We start from the raw sequence: 21569 nt of genomic DNA, 5'->3' as shown, positions 1-21569 counted from the left end.
GTGTGTCGTGCTCGCCCCCGGCGTCAGTGGCCATCGCGCATGGAAACACGGCGGATCGCCGGATCGCAAGCGCCTGACCGACGATCGATCGGAGGCTGACTTTGATCCGCGCGCTCCACGTCGAACTCAAGGGAACCTACGACAGACCGCGCAGGGTGCGCGAACCGCGTGCGCGAGGCTTTTCGGCAAGCAGGGAACGGGTCGAGCGACTGATCCGCGACAACGGCATCACTGCCCGCCAGCAGCGGCGCCACCAGGTCATGACCGACTCGAAGCATGGCCTGCCGATGGCGAAGAACCTGCTCGCCAGAAGCTTTGCGCCAACAGCACCCCGACCGGAAGCCAAGACGCCAGTCATGTCTTGCAGGACAAACTCAAGTCCCACGGCCCGGTCTGCCCGATGACCCGGAAAGGGAACTGCCGGGAAAACAAGCGAAGCGCCGTTTTGCGAGCCGTCAGGCGAGAGGGCGAAGCCCGGCACAACGCGCCGACAGAGAGCTGGTTCAACCGCTTCAAGAATGAACGGGTCCATGGCGTACACCATGTGACCCATGCCGAAATCAAGGCTGCTGCCTTTGAATACATCATATTCGGCTTGCGTCGAGCAAGATGACGGGGTCGGAGCGCCGGGCGTTTCAGGCGGAGATGGCGTTCAAAGTACTGTCGTGGCAGCGCTCGGTGCGAGGACGTTTTCGGATCGAGTCGGCGGGCCGTCCGGCTTGGCCTGCACGAGAAACGCACCAGGATCGTTTGTCTGGGGACTCACGCGTTTTGCGGTGCGAAATGGTGGGAGAAGAACCCCCCGGATGTGGCGCAGGCGCTGTGGGAAGTGGCGGAGCGTTCTGCGCAACAGGATCCGACTTTTCGCACGACCTTGTCGTTCACCCGCTTGGAGATGATCATGAACGTCAAACTGACCGCCACCCAAACCAAAGTCATCAAAGCCGCTGCCGTCCACCCGCATGGCAATATCGAACCATTGCCCGCGAATCTGCGTGGCGGTGCCAAAGCTGCCGTGATCAACGGACTGCTCGCCCGCGATCTGATTTCCAAGTTCCATGTGCAGCGCTCCTTCAGGGCGCCGCACATGGTCAGCAATGCCTTTCTCCGACGACGCCAGTGCCTCGCCGCTCCGGGTGTGACGGCCAGGCTGTCGCAGGGGGCGAAGTGCCTGGACTGTCGTGACTACTTGTCGACGAACGCTCGTTCGATGACGTAGTCGCCCTGAGCGCCGATGTAGGGCGAAACCCGGAATCCCCGCGAGTCGAGCAGGGCACAGCAATCCTTGATCATCGCCGGACTGCCGCAGACCATCGCCCGGTCGCGCGCCGGGTCGAGCGGCGGCAGGCCGATGTCGGTGAACAGGCGGCCGCTATTCACCAGCTGTGTGATCCGACCCTCGTGCCGGAAGGGTTCGCGGGTGACGGTCGGGTAGTAGGTCAGCTTGTCGCGTACCAGGTCACCGAAGTACTCGTGCTGCGGCAGGTCCTTGCTGATGAACTCGCGGTAGGCGAGATCCTTGATCCAGCGAACACCGTGAATCAGCACCACCTTCTCGAAACGCTCGTAGGTTTCCGGGTCCTGAATCAGGCTGATGAACGGCGCCAACCCGGTACCGGTCGCCAGCAGGTAGAGATTCTGCCCGGGGCGCAGGTCGCGCAGCACCAGCGTACCGGTCGGTTTGCGGCTGACCACGACTTCATCGCCAACCGCCAGGTGCTGCAGTCTGGAGGTCAGCGGTCCTTCGGGCACCTTGATGCTGAAGAACTCGAGATAGTCGTCGTGATTGGCGCTGGCGATGCTGTAGGCGCGGGTCAGCGGGCGTCCTTCCTGCGGCAGGCCGATCATCACGAACTGCCCATTGATGAAGCGCAGGCCGGGGTCGCGCGTCGTACGAAAACTGAACAGGCTCTCGTTCCAGTGGTGAACCGAGATGACGCGTTGTGCGGAAAAGTTGCTCATCATTTTGCCCATGGTGTGCTTGTAACGAAATTCATCGTATCGCCTGATGCTATATTTGTAAAACAGATTGCTTGAATAAGATATATAAGGAAAGCAGATATGCGCTTCAGCCTGAGACAGCTCATCGTCTTCGTGGCCGTCGCCCGGCAACAGAGCGTATCGCGCGCAGCCGAGGGACTCGCGCTGTCGCAATCGGCCACCAGCACGGCGCTCGCCGAGCTCGAACGACTGTACGACACGCAACTCTTCGACAGGTTCGGCAAGGCACTGCGCCTCAACGAACGTGGTCAGGCGCTCCTGCCGCAGGCGATCGAACTGCTCGAAAGGGCGGCGGCGATCGACAGCGTGCTCGAAGGCCGGGCCGGCTACGGCCGGTTGCTGATCGGCGCCACCCTGACCATCGGCAATTACCTGGCGACGCTGATCATCGCCGATTTCCTCAGGCGGCACCCGGAAAGTACGCTCCAGTTGAAGGTGCACAACACGGTGACGATCGTCGAACGACTGGCGCGGCACGAGCTGGACCTGGGCCTGATCGAAGGCACCTGTCGGCACCCGGACCTGGTGGTCGAACCCTGGGTGGCCGACGAGCTGGTGGTCTTCTGTGCGCCCAACCATCGTCTGGCGGCGGTCGGTTCGGCAAGCATGGCGGACCTCGCGCGGGAGCCGTGGATCGTCCGCGAGCCGGGGTCCGGAACGCGCGAGACACTCGACCAGGCGTTGCGCCATCATCACTCCGTACTGCAGGTCCGGCTGGAACTCGAGCACACCGAAGCGATCAAGCGCGCCGTCGAGTTCGGTCTCGGCATCGGGTGCATCTCGCGCCTGGCGCTGCGCGAGGCCTTCCGGCGCGGCAACCTGGTGCCGCTGGCCACGCCGGAACTCGATCTGCGGCGTCACTTCCACTTCCTCTGGCATCGCCGCAAGTTCCAGACGGCGGGCATGCGCGAGTTCGTCGGGTTGTGTCGCTCGATGACGGCAGGCGTCGAGCGGAGTGACGAGATTGCGTGGTCGCTGATTCCGTAGCGAGGTTCCCCCGGAATTTCGTCTTCCAAGGGTGACGTAAGATGACCTTACTTTGGAAGGCTGAAGTTTGGAAACGCCTGCCCCGCCGGTGGCGATTTCCGGGGCGCTGCTCGATGACCAACGCGACAACGGAACGCCTCGATGCCGAGGAATGGAAGACAACACGGCTCAATACTGGAAACGCGGGTCCTGCCCGGGGAAAGAATTGTCCGGACTTCGGGTCGTAGGCGTCGCGCACGGGAAGTCCGATAAATTGAATGCGCAGTCCCGCAGCGCGCCGCACTTCAAGTGACGCGCCAGTACCGACCCTACCGATCCGGAATGTCCCCATGCAGTCAAGTTGTCGGGCAGAATGCCGGGAGGTCAGCCGCAAGAGTTTGGCTGCGGCACCGCTTTCCCCGAGCCTTCGATGATCGAATCCATCCTCCTCACCTCGACGCGTCTCTGCACCTTCGAGCAGCAGCGCCTGCTGACCAATGCCAGCGGCTTCTTCTTTGCCCGCCATGACAGATTGTTCCTGGTGAGCAGCCGGCATGTGCTGCTCGACAAGCCGAGCCGCCATTTTCCCGACCGCATCGAGATCGAGCTGCACACCAACCGCGTAAATCTCGCCGAGTCGAGCGGCTTTTCGATCCCACTCTACCGCGATGGCCGGAGCCTTTGGCGGCAGGGACAGGATGTCTCTGGCGAGATCGACCTGGCGGTGATCGAGATCGAGCGCAGGGCGCTTCCTCCGAGTACGCTGTTGTGCGCGTTCACCCCGGCCCATCTGCCGGCTGGCGACGACCTGGTCGAGGTCGGCAGCTCACTGCTGGTGGTCGGGTTTCCGCTCGGTTTTCATGACACGCTGCATCACATGCCGGTGGTGCGGCACGCGGTACTCGCCTCATCGTTCGGTTGGCGCTTCAAGGGCGAAGGCTACTTCCTTACCGATGCGCGAACCCACCGCGGCACCAGCGGCGCACCGGTGGTCATGCGTGCCACCGTGTCGAACCCGGGGCGCGGCGATCTGCCCTGGCTACTGCTCGGCGTGCACTCGGCGCGCCTCGACGTCGGGAGCCGTGACCTCAGGCTCGATGAGGCGCTTGGCCTCAACTGCGCCTGGTACGCCGACATCCTGATGACGCTGACCGCGGACTGAAGCGCGCTGCGCCGTGTCCTGCCCGTGCCGAAGGGTGGCTGCGGACGGGGCTGCCGGTCTTGCCGTTTGCCGGCGGATACCTCATCATCCGCCGGATTATCTGGAATGCAGCGTGAAGGAACGCCAATACATTGCCCGCCGGAGCGCGGAATGGGAGGCCTGGGACCGCTGGCTGGCAGCAGAAGGTCCGCATGCGGTCGCGCCGGAGGGCGATTCGCCCGGCGTCGCTGGTCTACCGCAACGTTTCCGCCGGCTCTGCCACGACCTGGCGCTGGTGCACGACCGGCATTACTCGACAGCCCTCGTCGAGGAGCTGCACCGCCGGGTGCTGGCCGCGCACCAGCGCATCTACGGCGCCGGCGAGCCGCAGGGGCAAACCTGGCGGTACTTTCTCGGGGCCGGTTTGCCGCTGCTCGTGCGCAGCGAGTGGCGCCTGGTGCTGGCCGCCGCTCTGCTGCTGCTGCTGCCGCTGCTGGTCTGTCTGCTGGCCATTCAGGGCTGGCCGGATGTTGCCTTTCTGTTGCTGCCGCCGGAGACGGTTGGCGAGATCGAGGAGATGTATGCACCGACGGCGAGTCACCCTGGACGGCCACGCGCGGCGTCGAGTGATTGGGCGATGTGGGGTTTCTATATTGCCAACAATGTGCGCATCGACTTTCAGGCCTTTGCCGGCGGCATCGCCTTTGGTCTGGGAAGCGTCTTCTATCTGGTCTACAATGGGCTGTACATCGGGGCCGTTGCCGGTCATCTGACACAGATCGGCTACGTCACCAGCTTCTGGGGTTTTGTTGCCGGCCATGGTGCCTTCGAACTGACCGGTGTCATCCTCTCCGGCAGCGCCGGGCTGAAGCTTGGCGCGGCGCTGGTGGCGCCCGGGCGACGCGCCCGTCTGGCGGCACTGAAGGAGAATGCGCGGGTGGCGGTGAAACTGCTTTACGGTGCCGCTCTGCTGACCTTCGCCGCCGCTTTCATCGAGGCCTTCTGGTCGCCCCTGCACGGCGTTACGTTCGAGATCAAGGTCGGTGTCGGCATCACGCTGTGGCTGCTGACCTGGGCCTATCTCTTGCTGGCTGGACGGTCTGCCCCCCGTGCGGCTTGAGGACATCGCCATCGGCTTGCGCCGGCGCAGCGCCTGGGAGGCAATCGACCTCGGGCATGCGATGCTTCGTCAATGGGCGCCACGCGTCTACGGCGCCTGGTTTGCCACTTACTGGTCGTTCGGACTGCTGCTCATGCTGCTCCTCTGGCCGTGGCCGGAGTATGTGATGCTGCTGCTCTGGTGGCTCAAGCCACTGTTCGATCGGGTGCTGCTACATGTCTTCAGTCGTTCGGTGTTCGGCGAGGCGTGCAGCGTGCGTGCGGTGTTGCGCGAGCTGCCACGTCTGTGGCGCGGTCCGGGGGTGGTTTCCGGTCTGACGTTGCGCCGCTTCAGCCTGGCGCGGGCGCTGCTGCTGCCGGTCTGGCAACTGGAAGAGCAGCATGGCGCCACGGCACGGGCGCGTTTCCGCCTGTTGTCGCGGCGTTGTCGAGGCCATGCGGTCTGGTTGACCTTCTTTTGTACCAACATGTCGTCGATCCTGCTGGTGTCGCTCCTCGTCCTGCTGCTCGCTCTCGTCCCCGGCGACCATCAGGACCTGTCGCTCTGGGAGTGGTTCGGCGGTGATCGCTCGAATGGTCAGTACCTGTTGAGCAACCTGCTCTTCATGTCGGCCGAGACGGTGATCGAACCGCTCTACGTGGCCTCGGGTTTCTCGCTGTATCTGAACCGGCGCAGCGAACTGGAGGGTTGGGACATCGAGGTCGGTCTGCGCCGTCTGGCCGAGCGTCTGGCGGGCGGCATCGTCGTGGCTCCGGTGTTCGCCGTGCTGGGCTGGGCTGCAGTCGTCATGCTCTGGCTGCCGGCGGCGCCGGCGCAGGCCGCCGTGCCATCGTCCGTTGCAGCGGCGGAGTCCAGGCCGCCGCCCGTTGCCGGCTCCGGCGCGGCGAGCGGAACAGCCCTGTCCACCAGCGCGACCCGTCTGGCGGTCGACGAAGTTCTCGCCGACCCGGTGTTTGGGCAAAGCAAGGACGACTGGCGCTGGCACTGGCGGCAGGAGGAGGCGCCGGCCGGTGACGACGGGCGAAACTGGTTCGTGTTGCTGATGCGCCTGACCGAGTTGCTGGCCGAGGTCCTGCGCGGTCTGCTCTGGGTCCTGGTCGGGCTGGTGCTGGCCGGTGCCACCCATCTCGTCATCCGTTACCGGCAAAAGCGGGCTGCGGCGCTGCCACGCACGGCACCCGAGTTCCTGTCCGGTCTCGACCTGCGGCCGGATTCCTTGCCGACCGACATTGCCGCCGCGGCCGCTGCGGCGCTGGCCGGTGGCAACACGGTCGAGGCGCTGAGCCTGCTCTACCGCGGGGCACTGGTTCGCCTGATCCAGCAGCGACAGATCGAGTTTGCCGTCGGCGACACCGAGAAGGATTGTCTGCTTCGCGTCGCCGGGCAGGTGCCGGCCGAGGTGGACCACTGTTTCGGCGAGGTGGTTCACGCCTGGTGCCTGGTTGCCTACGGCGGCCAGGCTTTTCCGGGCGAACGGACCGCAGCTCTGCTGGCCGACTGGGGTCGGCACTTCGACCACCGGGTGAGCAGCTCGTGAGGCGGCGTTTCATCCTGCTCGCGCTGCTTGTCGCGAGCGCGCTGGGCGTCCTCGCGGTCTGGCTGGTCGACCATCTGGAGCGGGTGCCGGTGACCCTTCGCGAAGCGCCGCAGGCCGAGGCCCGGCGCAATCCCTATCTGGCGCTCGAACGTTTCACGACACGCATGGGCGGTCAGTTGACGCGCCAGTCCGATGCCCGCATTCTCGATCGTCTGCCGGCCGGCGGCAGCCTCTTCCTCGACCGCCAGCGGGCGCATCTGCTGCCGCCCGAGCGCTTGCGCCACCTGCTTGACTGGGTTGCGCAGGGAGGGTGGCTGATCGCGGTGGCCGAACTCCCGCCGCTCGCCGATCCGTTGCTCGACAGCCTGGGTGTTCGGCGACTGCCGCCGCCCGACGCGAAACACGGCGAGTACCGGTCGATCATCGAGGTCCTGTTGCCCGGTCAGTCACGCCCGCTACGGGTCGACGCCAGTACGCAGTTGCTCGCCGCCGGCGAGCGGCAGCCGCTCTGGTCAGCCGGGCAGGGCGAGCGTGGCCAGCAGATCCTGCACTTCCGGATCGGGCGCGGCCGGCTGACGGTGGCCAGCGAGCTCGACCAGCAATTGAGCAACCGCCATATCGGCCAGCAGGACCACGCCGAACTGTACTGGCGTCTGATCAGCCGTGACGACCCGTCGGTGCAGCCACGGGTCCTCCTCCTGTCGCGCCTGCAGATGCCGACCCTGTTCGAGTGGCTCTGGGAGAATGCCTGGACCACCTGCCTGGCGGTGGCGGTGCTGATCGCTGTCTGGCTCTGGATGATCGTGCCGCGCTTCGGCAGTGTCCGGCCGGAGCCCCTGGCGACACGCCGCGAACTGCGCCAGCACCTGGCGGCGATGGCTCATTACCTGTGGCGTACCGGTCAGTTGTCGGCGCTCCTGCCGGCGGCGCGCGAACATTTCCGCCGTCACCTGGCGCAGCGCCAACCGGACCTTGCCGCGCGTCCACTGGCGGCACAGGCGAGTGCGCTGACGGTGCTGTCGGGCCTGCCGGCGGCGCGCATTGCCAGCGCGCTGGCGGGTCGTGCCGACCACCCGCAAGCCTTTACCGATGCTCTGCGCGTACTGCGCGAGCTGGAACGTCTTCTCTGAAAGCCTCCTCATGAATCCTGCCGCCCCCGCCCTTCCCGCAGAAAAACTGCATCAGGCAGAGCAGTTGCTGGCTGCCCTGCGTGGCGAAATGGCCAAGGCGGTGATCGGCCAGCAGGCAGTGATCGACGAAGTGCTGATCGCCCTGCTGGCCGATGCCCACGTCCTGATCGAGGGCGTGCCCGGGCTCGGCAAGACCCTGCTGGTCAAGGCGCTGGCGCGCACCTTCGGCGGCGAGACGCGGCGCATCCAGTTCACTCCCGACCTGATGCCTTCCGATGTCGTTGGCCATACGCTGTTCGATGCGGCGACGGCGCGTTTCGTCACCCGCCAGGGACCGGTGTTCACCCATCTGCTGCTGGCTGACGAGATCAACCGGGCGCCTGCCAAAACGCAGTCGGCGCTGCTCGAAGCGATGCAGGAGAAACAGGTGACGCTGGAGGGAAACAGCGCGCGCCTGCCACAGCCTTTCATGGTGCTGGCGACGCAGAATCCGATCGAGCAGGAAGGCACTTACCCCTTGCCCGAAGCGCAGCTCGACCGCTTTCTGCTGAAGATCCGCATCGATTACCCGAGCGAGCAGGAAGAGGTCGCGCTCACCCGCCAGGTGACGCAGGCCAAGACGGGTGCGGACCTCGACGTCGAGGCGGTGGGCACTCTGGTCGGACCGGCGACGGTGGTCGGACTGCAGCAGTGGGCGGCCCACGTGACGCTGGACGAACGTGTTCTTGCCTACGCCGTGGCCGTCGTGCGGGCCAGCCGCGACACGCCGGGTCTGGCCAGTGGCGCGGGTCCGCGCGGGCCGATTGCGCTGGTGCGTGCGGCGCGCGCCCGGGCGCTGATTGCCGGGCGCGGCTTCGCCACGCCCGACGACATCAAGGCGGTTGCCCTGCCGGCCTTGCGCCACCGGGTGACGCCAACCGCCGAAGCCGAGATCGAGGGGCTGGGTACCGACCAGTTGTTGTGCGAGCTGCTCGATCGCGTGCCGGCCCCGCGTATCTAGATGCTGCTGCTGCCGAATCGCCGACTTCTGCTGGCCACCGCTGCCTGGCTGCTGCTCGGGGTGCTGGCCGCTGTCCTGCCCGGCTGGCTGCTGCTCTGGCAGACCGCCGCCGGCGTGCTGTTCGGCGTCGGACTGGTCGATGCCGTTGCGGCGGCCAGTCGGCGCGGCGGCATCACGGTGCGGCGTGAACTGGCGCACGCCATGCCGGTGGGAACCTGGCAGGTGGTCCGGCTGCGCCTGAGCTGCGAGGCGGGTGAGGCGAGCGGCTGGCTGACCGACGGCCACCCCGCCGCCTTTGTCAGCGCTGGCCTGCCGCTGCGCTTCGCAATAGCTCCCGGACGCTGGCAGCGTGTCGGCTATCGGGTCTCGGTCAGTGAACGCGGTCGGCAGGTGTTCGACGGCGTGACGCTGCGCCGTTCTTCGCCGCTGCGCCTGTGGCAGGTCCAGGAGACGATCACGGCGGTCGATGAGGTACGGGTCTATCCGAACTTCGCGCGCATAGCGCACTATACCCTGCTGGCAACCGACAACCGTCTGTCGCAGATCGGTATCGTGCAACGCCGCCGCCGCGGGCAGGGGATGGAGTTCCAGCAGTTGCGTGACTACCGCCAGGACGATTCGCCGCGACAGATCGACTGGAAGGCCAGTTCGCGCGTCGACCGCCTGATTTCGCGCGAGTACGCCGACGAACGCGACCAGCAGATCGTGTTTCTGCTCGACTGCAGTGCCCGCATGCGGGCGCGCGACGGCGACCTGTCGCATTTCGACCATACCCTCAATGCCCTCCTGCTGCTCGGCTGGGTCGCCCTGCACCAGGGTGATGCGGTGGGGCTGGCCACTTTCGGTCATGCGCGGCCCCGCGTCCTGCCGGCGGGCAAGTCGCTGGCGACCCTGAACAAGCTGATGAATGCCGTCTACGATCTGCAGCCGTCGCTGCAGGTGCCCGACTATCTGGCGGCCGGCGAGACGCTCAGCCGTCATTTGCACAAGCGCGCGCTGGTGATTCTGGTGACCAACCTGCGTGACGAGGACGATGACACGCTGTTGCCAGCGGTCCGCCATCTGAGGCGTCGTCACGCGGTGAGCGTGGTCAGTCTGCGCGAGCCGGTGCTCGACGAGTTGCTCGAAGCACCGATCGACGACTTCGCGGCCGCCCTGACGCGCGCCGCCGGCCTCGAATATTTGCAGGCGCGCTGCCGGCAACTCGCCCTGTTGCGCCACGCCGGGGTGGAGATTCTCGACGTCAGTGCCCGCCAGTTGCCGGTCGCCCTGATCAATCACTACCGGGCCAGAAAGCGGGCGGGTGCGTGATAGTATGCGCCCGCGAAGGGGCTGCCGTTGTGCTGCTTCCGGCGACGATTTCGTTTGGCTTCAGGGCAGGGGGAGGGTTGATGAACAGCGAGAGCAATCCATTCCAGGCGCCGGTGGCGCGCCTCCAGGACTACGGTGTCGGCAGCCTCGGCAGTTTCATTGCTGGCGGCCGCCTGGTACCGGCGAGTCATGGCTACTACTGGCTGCGCAGCGGCTGGGAGATGTTCCGCACCGCGCCGGGCACCTGGATCGGCATCGCCCTCACGTTCATGGCCGTGGTTCTGATTTTCGGCTCGATTCCGCTGCTCAACATCGCGGTGAACCTGGTGATCCCGGTGTTCATCGGTGGCATCAGCATCGGTTGTCGGGCGATCGAGGAAGGCCGCGGTATCCGTTTCGCTCATCTTTTTGCCGGTTTCGCGCGCCAGCCGGGAGCATTGCTGCTGGTCGGCCTGCTCTACCTGCTCGGACTGCTGGTCATGGCCATCATCATTGGTGTCATTGCCGCGCTTACCGGCGCCCTGGCCTTCGGTACGGCGGGCCGTGCCGGTGGCGAGGAAACGGCCATCTGGACTTTCGTGGTTTCAGTGCTGGCCATGATCCTGGTGTTCACACCGCTGGCCATGGCGGTCTGGCTGGCACCGCCACTGGTCGTGCTGCACGAACTCTCGGCCTCTCAGGCGATCCGGGCAAGCCTGCGCGTCGCGCTGCGCAATTTCCCGCCCTTCCTGCTCTACGGCGTGCTGGTGCTGCTCGCGGCGGTACTGGCCAGCCTGCCCTTCCTGCTCGGCTGGCTGGTCCTGCTGCCGGTGCTTTACGCTTCGCTGTATGCCGCCTTTCGCGATCTCTTTTTCAGTCAGTGAGCGCTGACACCCGCCTCGATACCATCCGCCGCCTGGCGACGCCCGAAGGTTGTGAAATCGATCTGCGAGTGGCCGGGCCGGTGACACGGGCGCGTGCCTGGTTCATCGATTTCCTGATCCGTCTCGTGGTCTGGCTGGGGCTGCTGCTGGTCGGATCGAAGCTCGGCAATCTGGGGGCCGGCATGCTGCTGCTTGGCGCCTTCCTGCTCGAGTGGTTCTATCCGATCCTCTTCGAGGTGTATCGCCAGGGTCAGACACCGGGCAAGAAATCCTGTGGTCTGGCGGTGGTGCATGACGATGGCCGGCCGATCGGCTGGAATGCAGCAGTCATTCGCAACACCCTGCGCGCCGTCGACTTCCTGCCCTGGCTGTACGCCGCAGGCTTCGTCAGCAGCCTGCTCAATGCCGAGGGCAAGCGCCTTGGCGACTTGGCGGCCGGCACACTGGTGGTGCATGTCGCGGGCGTCGGGCGCCTGACGGCCGGCGCCGAGGGCGAGTCGGGGAGCGAGCCGCCGCTCCTTGCCCTGACCCGCGAAGAGCAACTGGCGATCATCGAGTTCAGCCAGCGCGCGCCTCTGCTGACCCCGGAGCGGGCTGCCGAGCTGGCTGCTGCCGCCGGCCCGCTGACGGCCGGTCTGGACGGTGCGGCGGCGCAACGTCGTCTGCTGCGCATCGGCAATTTCCTGCTCGGTGGCCGGGCGGCCTGAATTTCATCCCACTCGATCACCGGACGTCGAAGATGATCCGCTGAATCTCTCCCGCTTTTCGCTGTCATTGTCCCGTCATTGGTCAAACGGATCTTCGCCATGAATGCCCATCCGGGTCCTGCCCTGATCACCCTCGCCACCTCCTTCCTGCTGTTTTCCTGCGCCGCCTATGTCGGCCGCTGCCGCATCAGGTTTGCCATCAAGGCGCCGGCAACCACCGGCCACCCGCAGTTCGAGATCGCCTATCGCATCCAGATGAACACCCTGGAGAATACGGTGGCCTTTCTCCCGGTGCTGTGGGTGTTCGCCGGCAGCCTCTCCAGCCTGTGGGCGACGGTCATCGGCACTCTCTGGCTGGCTGGCCGCGTCTGGTACGCGGTGGCCTATGCACGCGATCCGCAGACCCGTGGCGGCGGCTTCCTGTTCTCGATGCTCTGTTTCGGCGCGCTTGGGCTGGGCGGGACCTGGGGCATCGTGCGCGGACTATTCGGCTGAACACCCCGCGGGCAGAGGCAGGCGTGGCGGACAGGGGGCAGCGACCGGCAGCGGTGCGCCGTCTGCAACCGCTGCGCGAGCTGCTCCCCTATGTCGTACGTTACCGTCGTCAGGTCGGGCTGGCTCTGCTGTTCCTGCTGCTCGCCGCCGCTGCCACGCTGGCACTGCCTTACGCCGTCAAGCTGCTGGTGGACGGTGGTCTGGCTGATCCGGCGGAAGGCGCCCCGGGCGACCGGTTGGCAGCGATCCGCGTCCACTTCCTGCTGCTCTTCGCTCTCGCGCTGCTCGTCGGACTGACGACCGCCGCCCGTTTCTACATGGTGAGCTGGGTCGGCGAGCGGGTGACCACCGACCTGCGGCAGACGGTGTACGCGCACGTGCTGTGTCAAAGCCCGCAGTTCTTCGAAACGCTGAAAACCGGCGAGGTGCTGTCGCGTCTGACCACCGACACTACGGTCATCCACAACGCACTCGGGTCGAGCGTCAGCATGGGTCTGCGCAATTTCGTCCTGCTGCTCGGTGGCCTGACCATGCTGCTCAGCACGACACCCCGCCTGATGCTGACGGTCGCCGGCAGCGTCATCCTGGTCGTCCTGCCGGCGGTGCTCATCGGGCGACGGCTGCGCAAGCTGTCGCGGGCCAGCCAGGATCGCCTGGCCGAGGCGAGCGCGCTGGCCGGCGAGATCCTCAACGCGGTAGCGGTGGTGCAGAGCTATACCCGGGAGAGTGCCGAGGCGGCGCGCTTTGCCCGGGTCGGCGAGGAAGCGTTCGCCGCCTCCGTCCGACGCAGCGGCACGCGCTCGGCGCTGACCGCCTTCGTCATCATCGGTGTCTTCGGGTCGCTGCTCTACGGCATGTACGGTGGGGTCAAGGCGGTACTGGCGGGCGAGGTCAGTGCCGGCGAATTGAGCCAGACGGCGCTCTATGCGATGGTCGTCGCCAGCAGTGTGGCGGTGCTGGCCGAAGTCTGGGGTGACCTGCTGCGCGCGGCGGGGGCCACCGAGCGCCTGATGGAGCTGCTCGCGGCGCGCTCGCCGATCGTCGAGCCGGTACGGCCGATCAGCCTGTCGACGTCGGCCGGCGGGCTGCAGGTGAGCTTCCAGCGGGTGTGCTTTGCCTATCCGTCGCGTCCGGAACAACCCGTGCTGCAAGGTCTCGACCTGAACATGGCGGCCGGACAGACGGTCGCCCTGGTGGGTCCTTCGGGCGCCGGCAAGACCACCGTTTTCCAGTTGCTGCAGCGCTTCTACGACGTCGGGGACGGCGCCATCCTGATTGATGGCGGCGACCTGCGGCAGGTCGGGCTGGGTGAGCTGCGCAGCCGGATTGCGGTCGTGCCGCAGGAAGCGGTGATCTTCTCCGGCAGCATTGCCGACAACATCGCTTACGGCAGACCCGGAGCATCGGCTGAAGAGATCCACGCTGCCGCCGCGGCTGCCTTCGTCGACGAATTCGTCCTTCGCCTGCCCGAGGGTTACGCCACCTTCGTCGGCGAGCGGGGCGTGCGCCTGTCCGGCGGGCAGCGCCAGCGCATCGCCATCGCCCGTGCGATGCTCAAGAATGCGCCGTTGCTGCTGCTCGACGAGGCCACCAGCAGCCTCGACGCGGCCAGCGAGCGCGTCGTGCAGGGGGCGCTCGACGCGGCGATGGCCGGGCGTACGACGCTGGTCATCGCGCACCGCCTGGCGACCGTGCAGCGGGCCGACCGGATCATCGTCCTCGAGCATGGACGGGTGGTCGAGGACGGCACGCACGCGGCGCTGGTGGCCAGCGGCGGTCTGTATGCCCGTCTGGCGGCCCTGCAGTTCGCTGCCTGAACAGGCTCTGGCCGTGCAGGCAGCCGGGGCGTCAGCAACCGGCGCGGCGGGGGCCGGCGGTCAGGAATCCATCAGCTCGCCCAGGCGGCGGACGGCGTTATCGATCTCCGGCGTATGCGGATTGCCGCAGTTGAGGCGCAGGCAGTTGCGGTACATGCCGCTGGCCGAAAACAGTTCGCCCGGCACATAGCCGACGCCGGCGGCGATGGCTTGCTCGTAGAGCGCGCTGGTGTCGACGTCAGCGGGCAACTCGACCCACAGGACGAAACCGCCTTGCGGTTCGGTGATTCGTGTGGTGGGCGGAAAGTAGCGGGCGACGGCGGCGCGCATCGCCTCGACCTGGCGCTGGTAGATGCGGCGCAGGCCGCGCATGTGGCGCGCGCAGGCGCCTGATTCGAGATATTCCGCAAGGACCAGTTGGGTGACCGGGTTGGTGCCGCCGCTGGTGATCGTCTTGTGCAGGGCGATCTGCGGCCGGTAGCGGCCGGCGGCGACGAAGCCGATGCGCAGCGCGGGGGACAGGCACTTCGAGAACGACGAACAGAGCATCACGTTGCCGGCGTGATCGAAGGCCTTGATCGGCCGCGGGCGTTGGTTGCCGAAGTGCAGGTCACCGTAGATGTCGTCTTCGATCACCGGCACAGCGCGTTCGACCATCAGTCGGGCCAGGCGCCACTTGTTCTCGTCGGGCATGATGCTGCCCAGCGGGTTGCTGGCGTTCGGCACGAGCAGGCAGGCCGCGATCCGGCTGCCGCGGGTGGCCAGATCGAGCGCCTCGAGCGAGATCCCGCTGCGCGGGTCGGTGGGGATTTCCAGTGCCTTGAGGCCGAGCGTCTCGAGCAGTTGCAGCATCAGGTAGTAGGCCGGCGACTCGACCGCCACGGTATCGCCCGGGCGGGTGACCGCGCGCAGGCACAGGCCGAGGGCTTCGGTGCAGGAGTTGGTGATGACGAACTCGGCGGCGGCCAGCGGGCCGGCCCAGCCGACCGAGCGCAGCACCAGTTGGCGGACCAGCGCCGGTTCGTCCATGTTGATGTGACTGCCGCCCTCGAGCAGTTGCGGGTGGCGCCGCACGACGCCGCCGTAAAGCCTTTGCAGGGTGGCGACTGGCAGCAGGCTGGAGGAGGGCAGGGCTGCCGCCAGGGGGGCGATGCCGGGCCGGACGCCGGCCTGCAAGACGTGCATCAGGCGCTGGCTGACATCCACCGGCACCGGCTCCTCGGGTGTCGAACGGGGGTCGGGCGGGGCACGTCGCGCGGCGGCGTGGCGGACGAAGTAGCCGGATTGGGGCCGTGCTTCGACCAGCCCGCGGTCCTCGAGTTGGTGCAGCGCCTGCAGCACGGTCGACACCGACAGCCGTCGCTCGCGTGACAGGCGGCGCACCGAGGGCAGGCGTTCGCCCGGTCGCAGATTGCCGGCGACGATGATTCCACCCAGATCCTCGGCCAGTTTCTCGTAGCGCAGCAGTCCTTCTTCCATCGGTTTGACCAGTACAGTTGTGATTTTCCGCAACCGGTACAGTTGTGAGATCTGAAGACTGTATCGATCACAATTTATCAATTTTGTAACTGTACCACAGGGAGCGAGCGCTCTACACTGTTTCCAACGAACGCTCACGGCTGTTGCAGACGCTTCCGATGGTCAAGGCCATGAGCGTTGGTCTCAGCAACCCTCCTCGCGCGAGCCAGCGGGGGAGACTGGTGAGTCGCTCGCGACTTGCACGGCAAGCCAAGGAGAAATGCCATGAACCTCGATCTCTGCAACAATGAACTCTGCCTCGCCGACAACACGCCGGTCCGCCTGCTCTCGGCCCGCGGGGTGCGGGTCACCTGCACGGCCGGACTGGCCTGGCTGACCGTCGAAGGCGAAGCCGGCGATATCTTCCTCAAACCGGGTGACAGTCACCAGGTCGGCGCCGACGGCCTGGCCCTGCTTGAAGCCATCGGCAGCGCGCGTGTCAGGTTCGAGAGAAGCGCTGCGGACCGGTCGCTGGTCGCCCTGGCCAGTCTCCAGCAGTATCTGTCGCGCCTGCACGGGCTGGCGCGGTGCGCCTGGCGTGTCCTGCTGCCGGCCGGACGAACAGCGTTGAACATCAGCCGATCTTGAACGCCGGCCGGCTAACGTTCATAATCCGGGCGGTTCAACAGGCGGGTGGGCGGTTCGGCAATGAATGTGGCAGACAACACACTCCTCGAAGGAGTTGCGCAGGCGCTGCGCGGGCACAGCCTGAGCGTCGTCGTTTACCCGGACGAAGCGGGGCCGGAGGATGGTCGCGCCAGGACCTGGCTGCGCGTCGGCAAGGGGCGTTACGGGCGCGACTACGCGGCGGCGATCAGGGGCCAGCTCGTTCCGAGCAGCCTGGGGGCCGTGCTGGCGCAGCTTCGCCAGCCTGGCGATGCGGGTGATCCCCCGCCTCTGCTGATCACCCGTGGCCTGAGTGCGGAGCTGGCCCAGCGCTTGCGCGAGCAGGAACAGCAGTTCGCCGACGCGGCCGGCAATGCCTATCTCGAAGGACCGGGTCTTTTCGTTTACGTATGCGGCCGCAAACTGAACGAGCGGCAGGTCGCCCGCCGGACAGGCAAGGGGTTCACCACCAGCCGTTTGAAGGTGCTGTTTGCGCTGATCTGTGATCCCGAACTGGCTGCCGCACCGTACCGGGCGATCGCCGCGGCCGCCGACGTTGCCCTGGGAGCGCTGCCGACGGTGATCAACGAACTGCAGCGTGACGGGTCCCTGGTCGTCGTCGACCGACGACGGCGGCTGAATGCGGGCAAGCGCCTGCTCGACGAGTGGGCGCATGACTATGCGCTGGGTCTGCGCGGCAGGACGCTGGTCGGCCGTTACTTGGCCGAGCACTTCGACGGCTGGCCGGACTGGCCGCTCAATCCGGCGCAAACGCGCTGGGGCGGCGAGCCGGCTGCCCGCTTGCTGGGTTGTGCGTTGCAGCCCGGCATGCTGACCATCTACGGGGAGAAGCTGCCCGCCCGCCTGGTCGCCCGCGAACACCTGGCGCCTGCCCGTCCGGTCGAGTACGAGCATCTGGTCGAGTTGCGCAAGCCCTTCTGGGGCGACGTCCTGTCGGCCGGCGGACTGCCGCAGACGGTGGCACCGGCGCTGGTCTATGCGGACCTGCTGGCGACCGGTAACCGGAGCTGCATCGAAGCGGCACAGGCGCTCTACGACCAACACCTGGCGCGCCGTTTTCCACCGGCCTGAGCAGCGTCGCGCCGGCGGATGCCCGCCGCTAGGCCGGTGGCGCGCGCCGCACCGGTGTGGCGCGCGAGAAGTGCGTCGCTGCCAGCCCCGACATGACGATCAGCCCGACGGCCAGCCACGACGACTGGTCCAGCGTCTCGTTCCAGAAGACGATGCCGAACAGGCTCGAGAAGACGACCGTGCTGTAGGCCAGCGCCGCCACCATCAGGGTTCGCGTGCCGGCGTAGGCACGGGTCATCGCCAGTTGGGCAGCCGTGGCGAAAACGGCGACGCCGAGCAGCAGGGTGCCGCTGTGCGGGTCGACCGGATGGATTTCGGAAACCATCAGCCAGCAGCTTGCGCAGAGCGACGAGACGAGGGAGAAATAGAAGACGGTTCGGCTCTCGGGCTCGCCACGCGAGCCGAGTTCGCGCACGCTGAAGTAGGCCATTCCGGCGAGCACGCCGGAGGCCAGGCCGCTCAGACCGCCGAGCAGCAGCTCGGCGTGCCAGGTCGGCTTGAGCAGCAGGCCGACGCCGGCCAGGCCGAGCACCAATGCACCGAGCATCCCTGCCGTCAGCCGCTGGCCGGACAGCGCCAGGAAGATGGCCAGGAAGATGGCCGAGGTGTAGTTGAGCGTCACCGCAGTGGCCAGGGGGAGCCGGGTGATCGCCCAGAAGTAGGCGAACAGCGCCGAGCAACCGACCAGACCACGGCTGATCTGCCAGCGCCAGTGGGGCGTGCGCAGCGACACCCGACGCAGGCGGACCAGGGCGAACATCACGACCAGCGACAGCACACTGCGGTAGAAGACGATCTCCACCGCCGAGTGGCTGGCCGCCGCCAGCTTGACGCAGACCCCCATGCAGGCGAAGAGCAGACTGGCCAGGAGCATCCACAGGGAGTGCATCGACGGCGTCACCGGAAGGGAAGCCGCGGATTCTACCGCCAAACCCGGCAGCTGCGGTTTGCCGGGACGGCCGGAGGGGCACGCCGAGGAGAGGATCGGGGAGCGGGACGGCACCGGCAGCGGGCTCTGTCAGGCGCTGACGGGTTTGCCGCGTGCGTTCGACGACGGGCGGCGCGGCGCGTTTGTCGTGAAGAGCGGAAGAAATCAGCAAGACTCGGCAGCCCCGGACGCGTTAGACTGCATTTTTGTCTGCGGCTGGCCGGATGCCGTCCGGGCGGCGGAATGCCATGGATTTCCCGATCAAGCATTGCCCGCCGGGTGCGGGCTGAGCGATGGACAGCATCCCGCTGACCCTGGACGACCTCGCGCAGGCACGGGCGCGCATTCCTGCCGAAGCGCTCGGCACGCCGCTCTGGCGTAACGATGTGCTGTCGCGCGATTTCGGTCTGCCGATCCACTTCAAGCTCGAGAACCTGCAGCCGACCGGATCGTTCAAACTGCGCGGGGCCAGTCACAAGATCGACCGGCTGCTCGCCGCTGGTCGCGGGCAGCGCGGCGTGATCGCCGCCTCCGCCGGCAACCACGCACAGGGCGTGGCGCGCGCCGCCCTGGTCAGCGGTCTGCCGGCGACGGTGGTCATGCCGGTCGGCGCGCCGCTGACCAAGATCGAGGCTTGTCGCGGACTGGCGGCCGAGGTCGTTCTGGCAGGCAACAACCTCGAGGAAGCGAAGCTGGTGGCCGAGCGCCTGGGTGACGAACGTGGACTCGATTTCGTGCACCCTTACGACGACTGGGAGGTCATCGCCGGCCAGGCGAGCATCGGGCTGGAGATCATGGAGACCCTGCCGGCCGCCAATCTGATCGTGGTGCCGCTCGGCGGTGGCGGTCTGATCTCCGGCGTGGCGCTGGCCATCAAGCTGCAGCATCCGGCGGTGCGCATTGTCGGTGTGCAGACCGAGACGGTTGCCCCCTTCCGCCGCTTTCTCGACGACGGCAGCCTGGAAGCCGTCACGCCGTCGGCGCATACCATCGCCGACGGGATCAAGGTCAAGGCACCGGGGGTGCTGACCCGGCAGGTGATCGCCCGGCATGTCGATGCGATTGTCACGGTCGACGACAACGCCATCGCCGAGGCGATGGTCTGCCTGCTCGAGCGTACCCGCACCATCGGCGAGGGCGCCGGGGTCGTTGCGCTGGCGGCACTGCGCAAGGGCAGGGTGCTGCCGCGGCCGGATGATTGCGTGGTGCTGCTGATCAGCGGCGGCAACGCCGACATGACGCTGGTCGGCCGTTCGATCGATTACGGTCTGGCCTCGAGTGGCCGCCTGATGAGCCTGGCGGTGACCATTCCGGACTCGCCCGGGCGGCTGGCGGGGTTGCTCGGCGTCGTCGCCGAGCACGGGATGAATGTTCGTCATGTCGAGCACCGGCGTGGTGAACTGCACGTCGCGGTGGGAATGACCGAAATCATCCTGCAGATCGAAACGCGTGATCTGGCGCATCAACAGGAACTGCTCGAGCATTTTGCGGCCCAGGGGCTGGCTGCCCGTAACCTGCTGGCGACCCGTTAGCCGGCCGGACGCACGGTGCGCGTGTGCGGTCGGTGCGTTGCCAACGTCGTTGCCTTGCCGTTACATTGAGGGGTGGTGCGGGCACTGCTGGCGGGAGGTCGGGCATGGGGAACAGCGGGCTGTTTGTTGGTCGCCGGGTCGTCCGGCGCTGGGCGGCGGCGATCGGCTTCCTCGGCATGGCGATTCTGCCGGCTTGCACGATGCAGCCGGAACCGATCATCATCGGCTTTATCGGCGGCAGCTCGGGGCGGGTGGCCGACCTCGGCATTGCCGGTCGCGATGCAGTCCAGTTGGCAGTCGAGCAGCGCAACCAGGCAGGTGGTGTTGCCGGGCGCAAGGTGAAGCTGCTGATCCGGGATGATCAGCAGAATCCGGAGGTGGCGCAGCGGGTGATGCGCGAACTGATCGAGCAGGGCGCCGTCGCCATCGTCGGTCCGATGACCAGCGCCATGGCCATGGTCACCGTGCCGATCGCCAACGAAGCGAGGGTCTTGCTGGTCAGCCCGACGGTGTCCACCGAGCAGCTCAGTGGTCGCGATGACCACTTCTTTCGCGTCGCTTCGTCCAACCATGCCAGCGCGCGACGGGTGGCGCAATATGTTCTGCAACAGTCCGGGCGGCAGCGCCTGGTGGCGGCTCATGATCTGAGCAATATGGCTTACAGCGAGAGCTGGCTGGCCGGCTTTGGTGCCGCTTATGTCGATGGGGGTGGTGAAATGCTCCCGGCCATCGGCTTCAGGTCGGGCGGCGAGGTGTCCTTGCGGCAGCTCGCCCGGGAACTTCTGGCCAGCAAGCCCGACCGACTGCTGATCGTCGCCAACTCGGTGGACACGGCTCTGTTGTGTCAGCAACTGCGCAAGCTGGGCAGCCGCCTGCCGATAGTTGCGGCCGAATGGGCGGCGACCGAGCGCCTGCTCGAGCTCGGCGGCAAGGCCGTGGAAGGTCTGCTGGTCGGGCAGAGCTTCGATCGCCGCAGCACGGCACCGCGCTACCAGGCCTTGCGCGAGGTTTATCTGGAGCGCTTCCATCGCGAACCGGGGTTTGGCGGAGTGCTGGCCTACGACGCTGCCAATGTGCTGCTGGATGCGCTGTCCCAGCGTCAGGGAACGCAAAGCGTCAAGGAAGCCGTGCTGAAGGTGCGCCGCTTTGAGGGAGCCCAGGCGCCGATCGTGTTCGATGACTTCGGCGACGTGAACCAGGGTGTCGTCATGACGGTGGTGCGCGATGGCCGTCTGGTCGTCCTCAAGTAGGGCCGTGGCGCCGGCCCGGCCTCTCTGGCGATGGTTGGGCTGGCGCTTCACGCTGGCCGGTGTCCTGCCGTTGCTGCTGGTTGCTGCGCTGCTCATGTGGGTGATGTTGCCACAGGTGATGGCGGACATCGAAGCCCGCCACCAGGCGCTGGCCCGGGCCATAGCGGGTCAGGTTGAGGAGTATCTGCGCAGCGCCGGGCGCGAATTGTCGGCCGTGGCCGAGTATCTCGGGCAACGGGGTGATCAGCCGGCGAGAGTGAGCTTGCCACCAATCCTTGATGCGCATGCGGGCGCTGGCGAGGTGTTTGCAGCGATCTACGTCGTGGCGGCAGACGATGCGGTCTGCGCCGTGGGTCTGCCGTTGGGGATGCGCCGCCAGCGTGACGATCTGCTCGAGGTCGACCTCTCCCGCTGGGCGATTCTGCGTCAGGCCCGCGAGCGGCAGGTACCGGTGTGGTCGGAGGTCTTCCTGTCGGCGGTTAGTGCCCGGCTGGCGGTCAGCCTGGCGATCCCGGTCGCCGATCAGGTGCTGATCGGTGAAGTGGCGATCGATGG

General features: G+C 66.8%; 20 protein-coding genes and 1 pseudogene. 17 read left to right on the top strand and 4 right to left on the bottom strand.

Annotated features, from left to right (window positions below; all coding sequences use genetic code 11):
* Positions 1 to 586: pseudogene (locus JNK99_RS00275) on the top strand (IS3 family transposase); the annotation flags it as partial.
* Positions 587 to 652: 66 nt separating this feature from the next.
* On the opposite strand, the gene JNK99_RS00270 reads toward JNK99_RS00275, so the two are convergent.
* Both JNK99_RS00270 and JNK99_RS00265 read right to left on the bottom strand, forming a co-directional pair.
* Positions 653 to 1060 carry a hypothetical protein gene (locus tag JNK99_RS00270; RefSeq protein WP_291846969.1) on the bottom strand — a complete coding sequence of 136 codons (408 nt, stop codon included), beginning with the start codon at positions 1058 to 1060 and terminating at the stop codon, positions 653 to 655.
* 125 nt (positions 1061 to 1185) lie between these two features.
* Complete coding sequence (locus JNK99_RS00265; RefSeq protein WP_291846972.1) at positions 1186 to 1962, bottom strand: ferredoxin--NADP reductase; 777 nt, start codon at positions 1960 to 1962, stop codon at positions 1186 to 1188.
* A 99-nt stretch (positions 1963 to 2061) separates the two neighbouring features.
* On the opposite strand from JNK99_RS00265, the gene JNK99_RS00260 reads away from it, so the two are divergent.
* The 11 genes from JNK99_RS00260 (at position 2062) to JNK99_RS00210 (ending at position 14088) form a co-directional block, all read left to right on the top strand.
* Positions 2062 to 2988 carry a LysR substrate-binding domain-containing protein gene (locus JNK99_RS00260; RefSeq protein WP_291846967.1) on the top strand — a complete coding sequence of 309 codons (927 nt, stop codon included), beginning with the start codon at positions 2062 to 2064 and terminating at the stop codon, positions 2986 to 2988.
* 409 nt (positions 2989 to 3397) lie between these two features.
* On the top strand, positions 3398 to 4129 hold the full coding sequence (locus tag JNK99_RS00255) for a serine protease (RefSeq protein WP_291846964.1): 732 nt from the start codon (positions 3398 to 3400) through the stop codon (positions 4127 to 4129).
* Positions 4130 to 4241: 112 nt separating this feature from the next.
* Positions 4242 to 5228: a stage II sporulation protein M gene (locus tag JNK99_RS00250; RefSeq protein ID WP_291846961.1), complete on the top strand. Its 987-nt coding sequence runs from the start codon at positions 4242 to 4244 to the stop codon at positions 5226 to 5228.
* The gene (locus JNK99_RS00245) at positions 5218 to 6765 is read left to right on the top strand and encodes a hypothetical protein (protein ID WP_291846958.1); all 1548 of its coding nucleotides are present in this window, start codon (positions 5218 to 5220) and stop codon (positions 6763 to 6765) included. Before JNK99_RS00250 ends, JNK99_RS00245 begins: the two co-directional genes overlap by 11 nt.
* Positions 6762 to 7895: a DUF4350 domain-containing protein gene (locus JNK99_RS00240; protein ID WP_291846956.1), complete on the top strand. Its 1134-nt coding sequence runs from the start codon at positions 6762 to 6764 to the stop codon at positions 7893 to 7895. The genes JNK99_RS00245 and JNK99_RS00240 overlap by 4 nt, the downstream gene beginning before the upstream one ends.
* 10 nt (positions 7896 to 7905) lie before the next feature.
* Complete coding sequence (locus tag JNK99_RS00235) at positions 7906 to 8895, top strand: MoxR family ATPase (RefSeq protein ID WP_291846954.1); 990 nt, start codon at positions 7906 to 7908, stop codon at positions 8893 to 8895.
* Positions 8896 to 10206 (top strand): DUF58 domain-containing protein, encoded by a 1311-nt coding sequence (locus tag JNK99_RS00230; RefSeq protein ID WP_291846953.1) that lies wholly within the window; start codon positions 8896 to 8898, stop codon positions 10204 to 10206.
* An 80-nt stretch (positions 10207 to 10286) separates the two neighbouring features.
* Complete coding sequence (locus tag JNK99_RS00225) at positions 10287 to 11069, top strand: BPSS1780 family membrane protein (protein ID WP_291846949.1); 783 nt, start codon at positions 10287 to 10289, stop codon at positions 11067 to 11069.
* Complete coding sequence (locus JNK99_RS00220) at positions 11066 to 11776, top strand: RDD family protein (protein WP_291846947.1); 711 nt, start codon at positions 11066 to 11068, stop codon at positions 11774 to 11776. The genes JNK99_RS00225 and JNK99_RS00220 overlap by 4 nt, the downstream gene beginning before the upstream one ends.
* A gap of 99 nt (positions 11777 to 11875) precedes the next feature.
* On the top strand, positions 11876 to 12271 hold the full coding sequence (locus JNK99_RS00215; RefSeq protein WP_291846945.1) for an MAPEG family protein: 396 nt from the start codon (positions 11876 to 11878) through the stop codon (positions 12269 to 12271).
* A 23-nt stretch (positions 12272 to 12294) separates the two neighbouring features.
* Positions 12295 to 14088, top strand: a complete 1794-nt coding sequence (locus tag JNK99_RS00210; RefSeq protein ID WP_291846943.1) for an ABC transporter transmembrane domain-containing protein — start codon at positions 12295 to 12297, stop codon at positions 14086 to 14088.
* A gap of 60 nt (positions 14089 to 14148) precedes the next feature.
* Here the strand turns inward: JNK99_RS00210 and JNK99_RS00205 are convergent, their stop codons facing one another.
* On the bottom strand, positions 14149 to 15567 hold the full coding sequence (locus tag JNK99_RS00205; protein WP_291846941.1) for a PLP-dependent aminotransferase family protein: 1419 nt from the start codon (positions 15565 to 15567) through the stop codon (positions 14149 to 14151).
* Between the two features lie 264 nt (positions 15568 to 15831).
* On the opposite strand from JNK99_RS00205, the gene JNK99_RS00200 reads away from it, so the two are divergent.
* Positions 15832 to 16194, top strand: a complete 363-nt coding sequence (locus tag JNK99_RS00200) for a DUF2917 domain-containing protein (protein WP_291846939.1) — start codon at positions 15832 to 15834, stop codon at positions 16192 to 16194.
* 60 nt (positions 16195 to 16254) lie between these two features.
* On the top strand, positions 16255 to 17304 hold the full coding sequence (locus JNK99_RS00195) for a type IV toxin-antitoxin system AbiEi family antitoxin (RefSeq protein ID WP_291846938.1): 1050 nt from the start codon (positions 16255 to 16257) through the stop codon (positions 17302 to 17304).
* Between the two features lie 28 nt (positions 17305 to 17332).
* Here the strand turns inward: JNK99_RS00195 and JNK99_RS00190 are convergent, their stop codons facing one another.
* The gene (locus tag JNK99_RS00190; protein WP_291846935.1) at positions 17333 to 18193 is read right to left on the bottom strand and encodes a DMT family transporter; all 861 of its coding nucleotides are present in this window, start codon (positions 18191 to 18193) and stop codon (positions 17333 to 17335) included.
* 332 nt (positions 18194 to 18525) lie between these two features.
* On the opposite strand from JNK99_RS00190, the gene ilvA reads away from it, so the two are divergent.
* From ilvA to JNK99_RS00175, 3 genes are all read left to right on the top strand, one after another.
* Positions 18526 to 19764, top strand: coding sequence for a threonine ammonia-lyase (ilvA, locus tag JNK99_RS00185; RefSeq protein ID WP_291846932.1), 1239 nt, complete (start codon positions 18526 to 18528; stop codon positions 19762 to 19764).
* A gap of 104 nt (positions 19765 to 19868) precedes the next feature.
* Entirely contained in the window at positions 19869 to 21014 is a 1146-nt protein-coding gene (locus JNK99_RS00180) for an ABC transporter substrate-binding protein (RefSeq protein WP_291846929.1), read from the top strand.
* A 34-nt stretch (positions 21015 to 21048) separates the two neighbouring features.
* A partial coding sequence (locus JNK99_RS00175; RefSeq protein ID WP_291846927.1) for a PDC sensor domain-containing protein occupies positions 21049 to 21569 on the top strand: 521 nt, incomplete at its 3' end.

Source organism: Accumulibacter sp. (assembly GCF_016789985.1).
Classification (GTDB): domain Bacteria; phylum Pseudomonadota; class Gammaproteobacteria; order Burkholderiales; family Rhodocyclaceae; genus Accumulibacter.
This window is presented reverse-complemented; position numbering and strand designations above follow the sequence as displayed.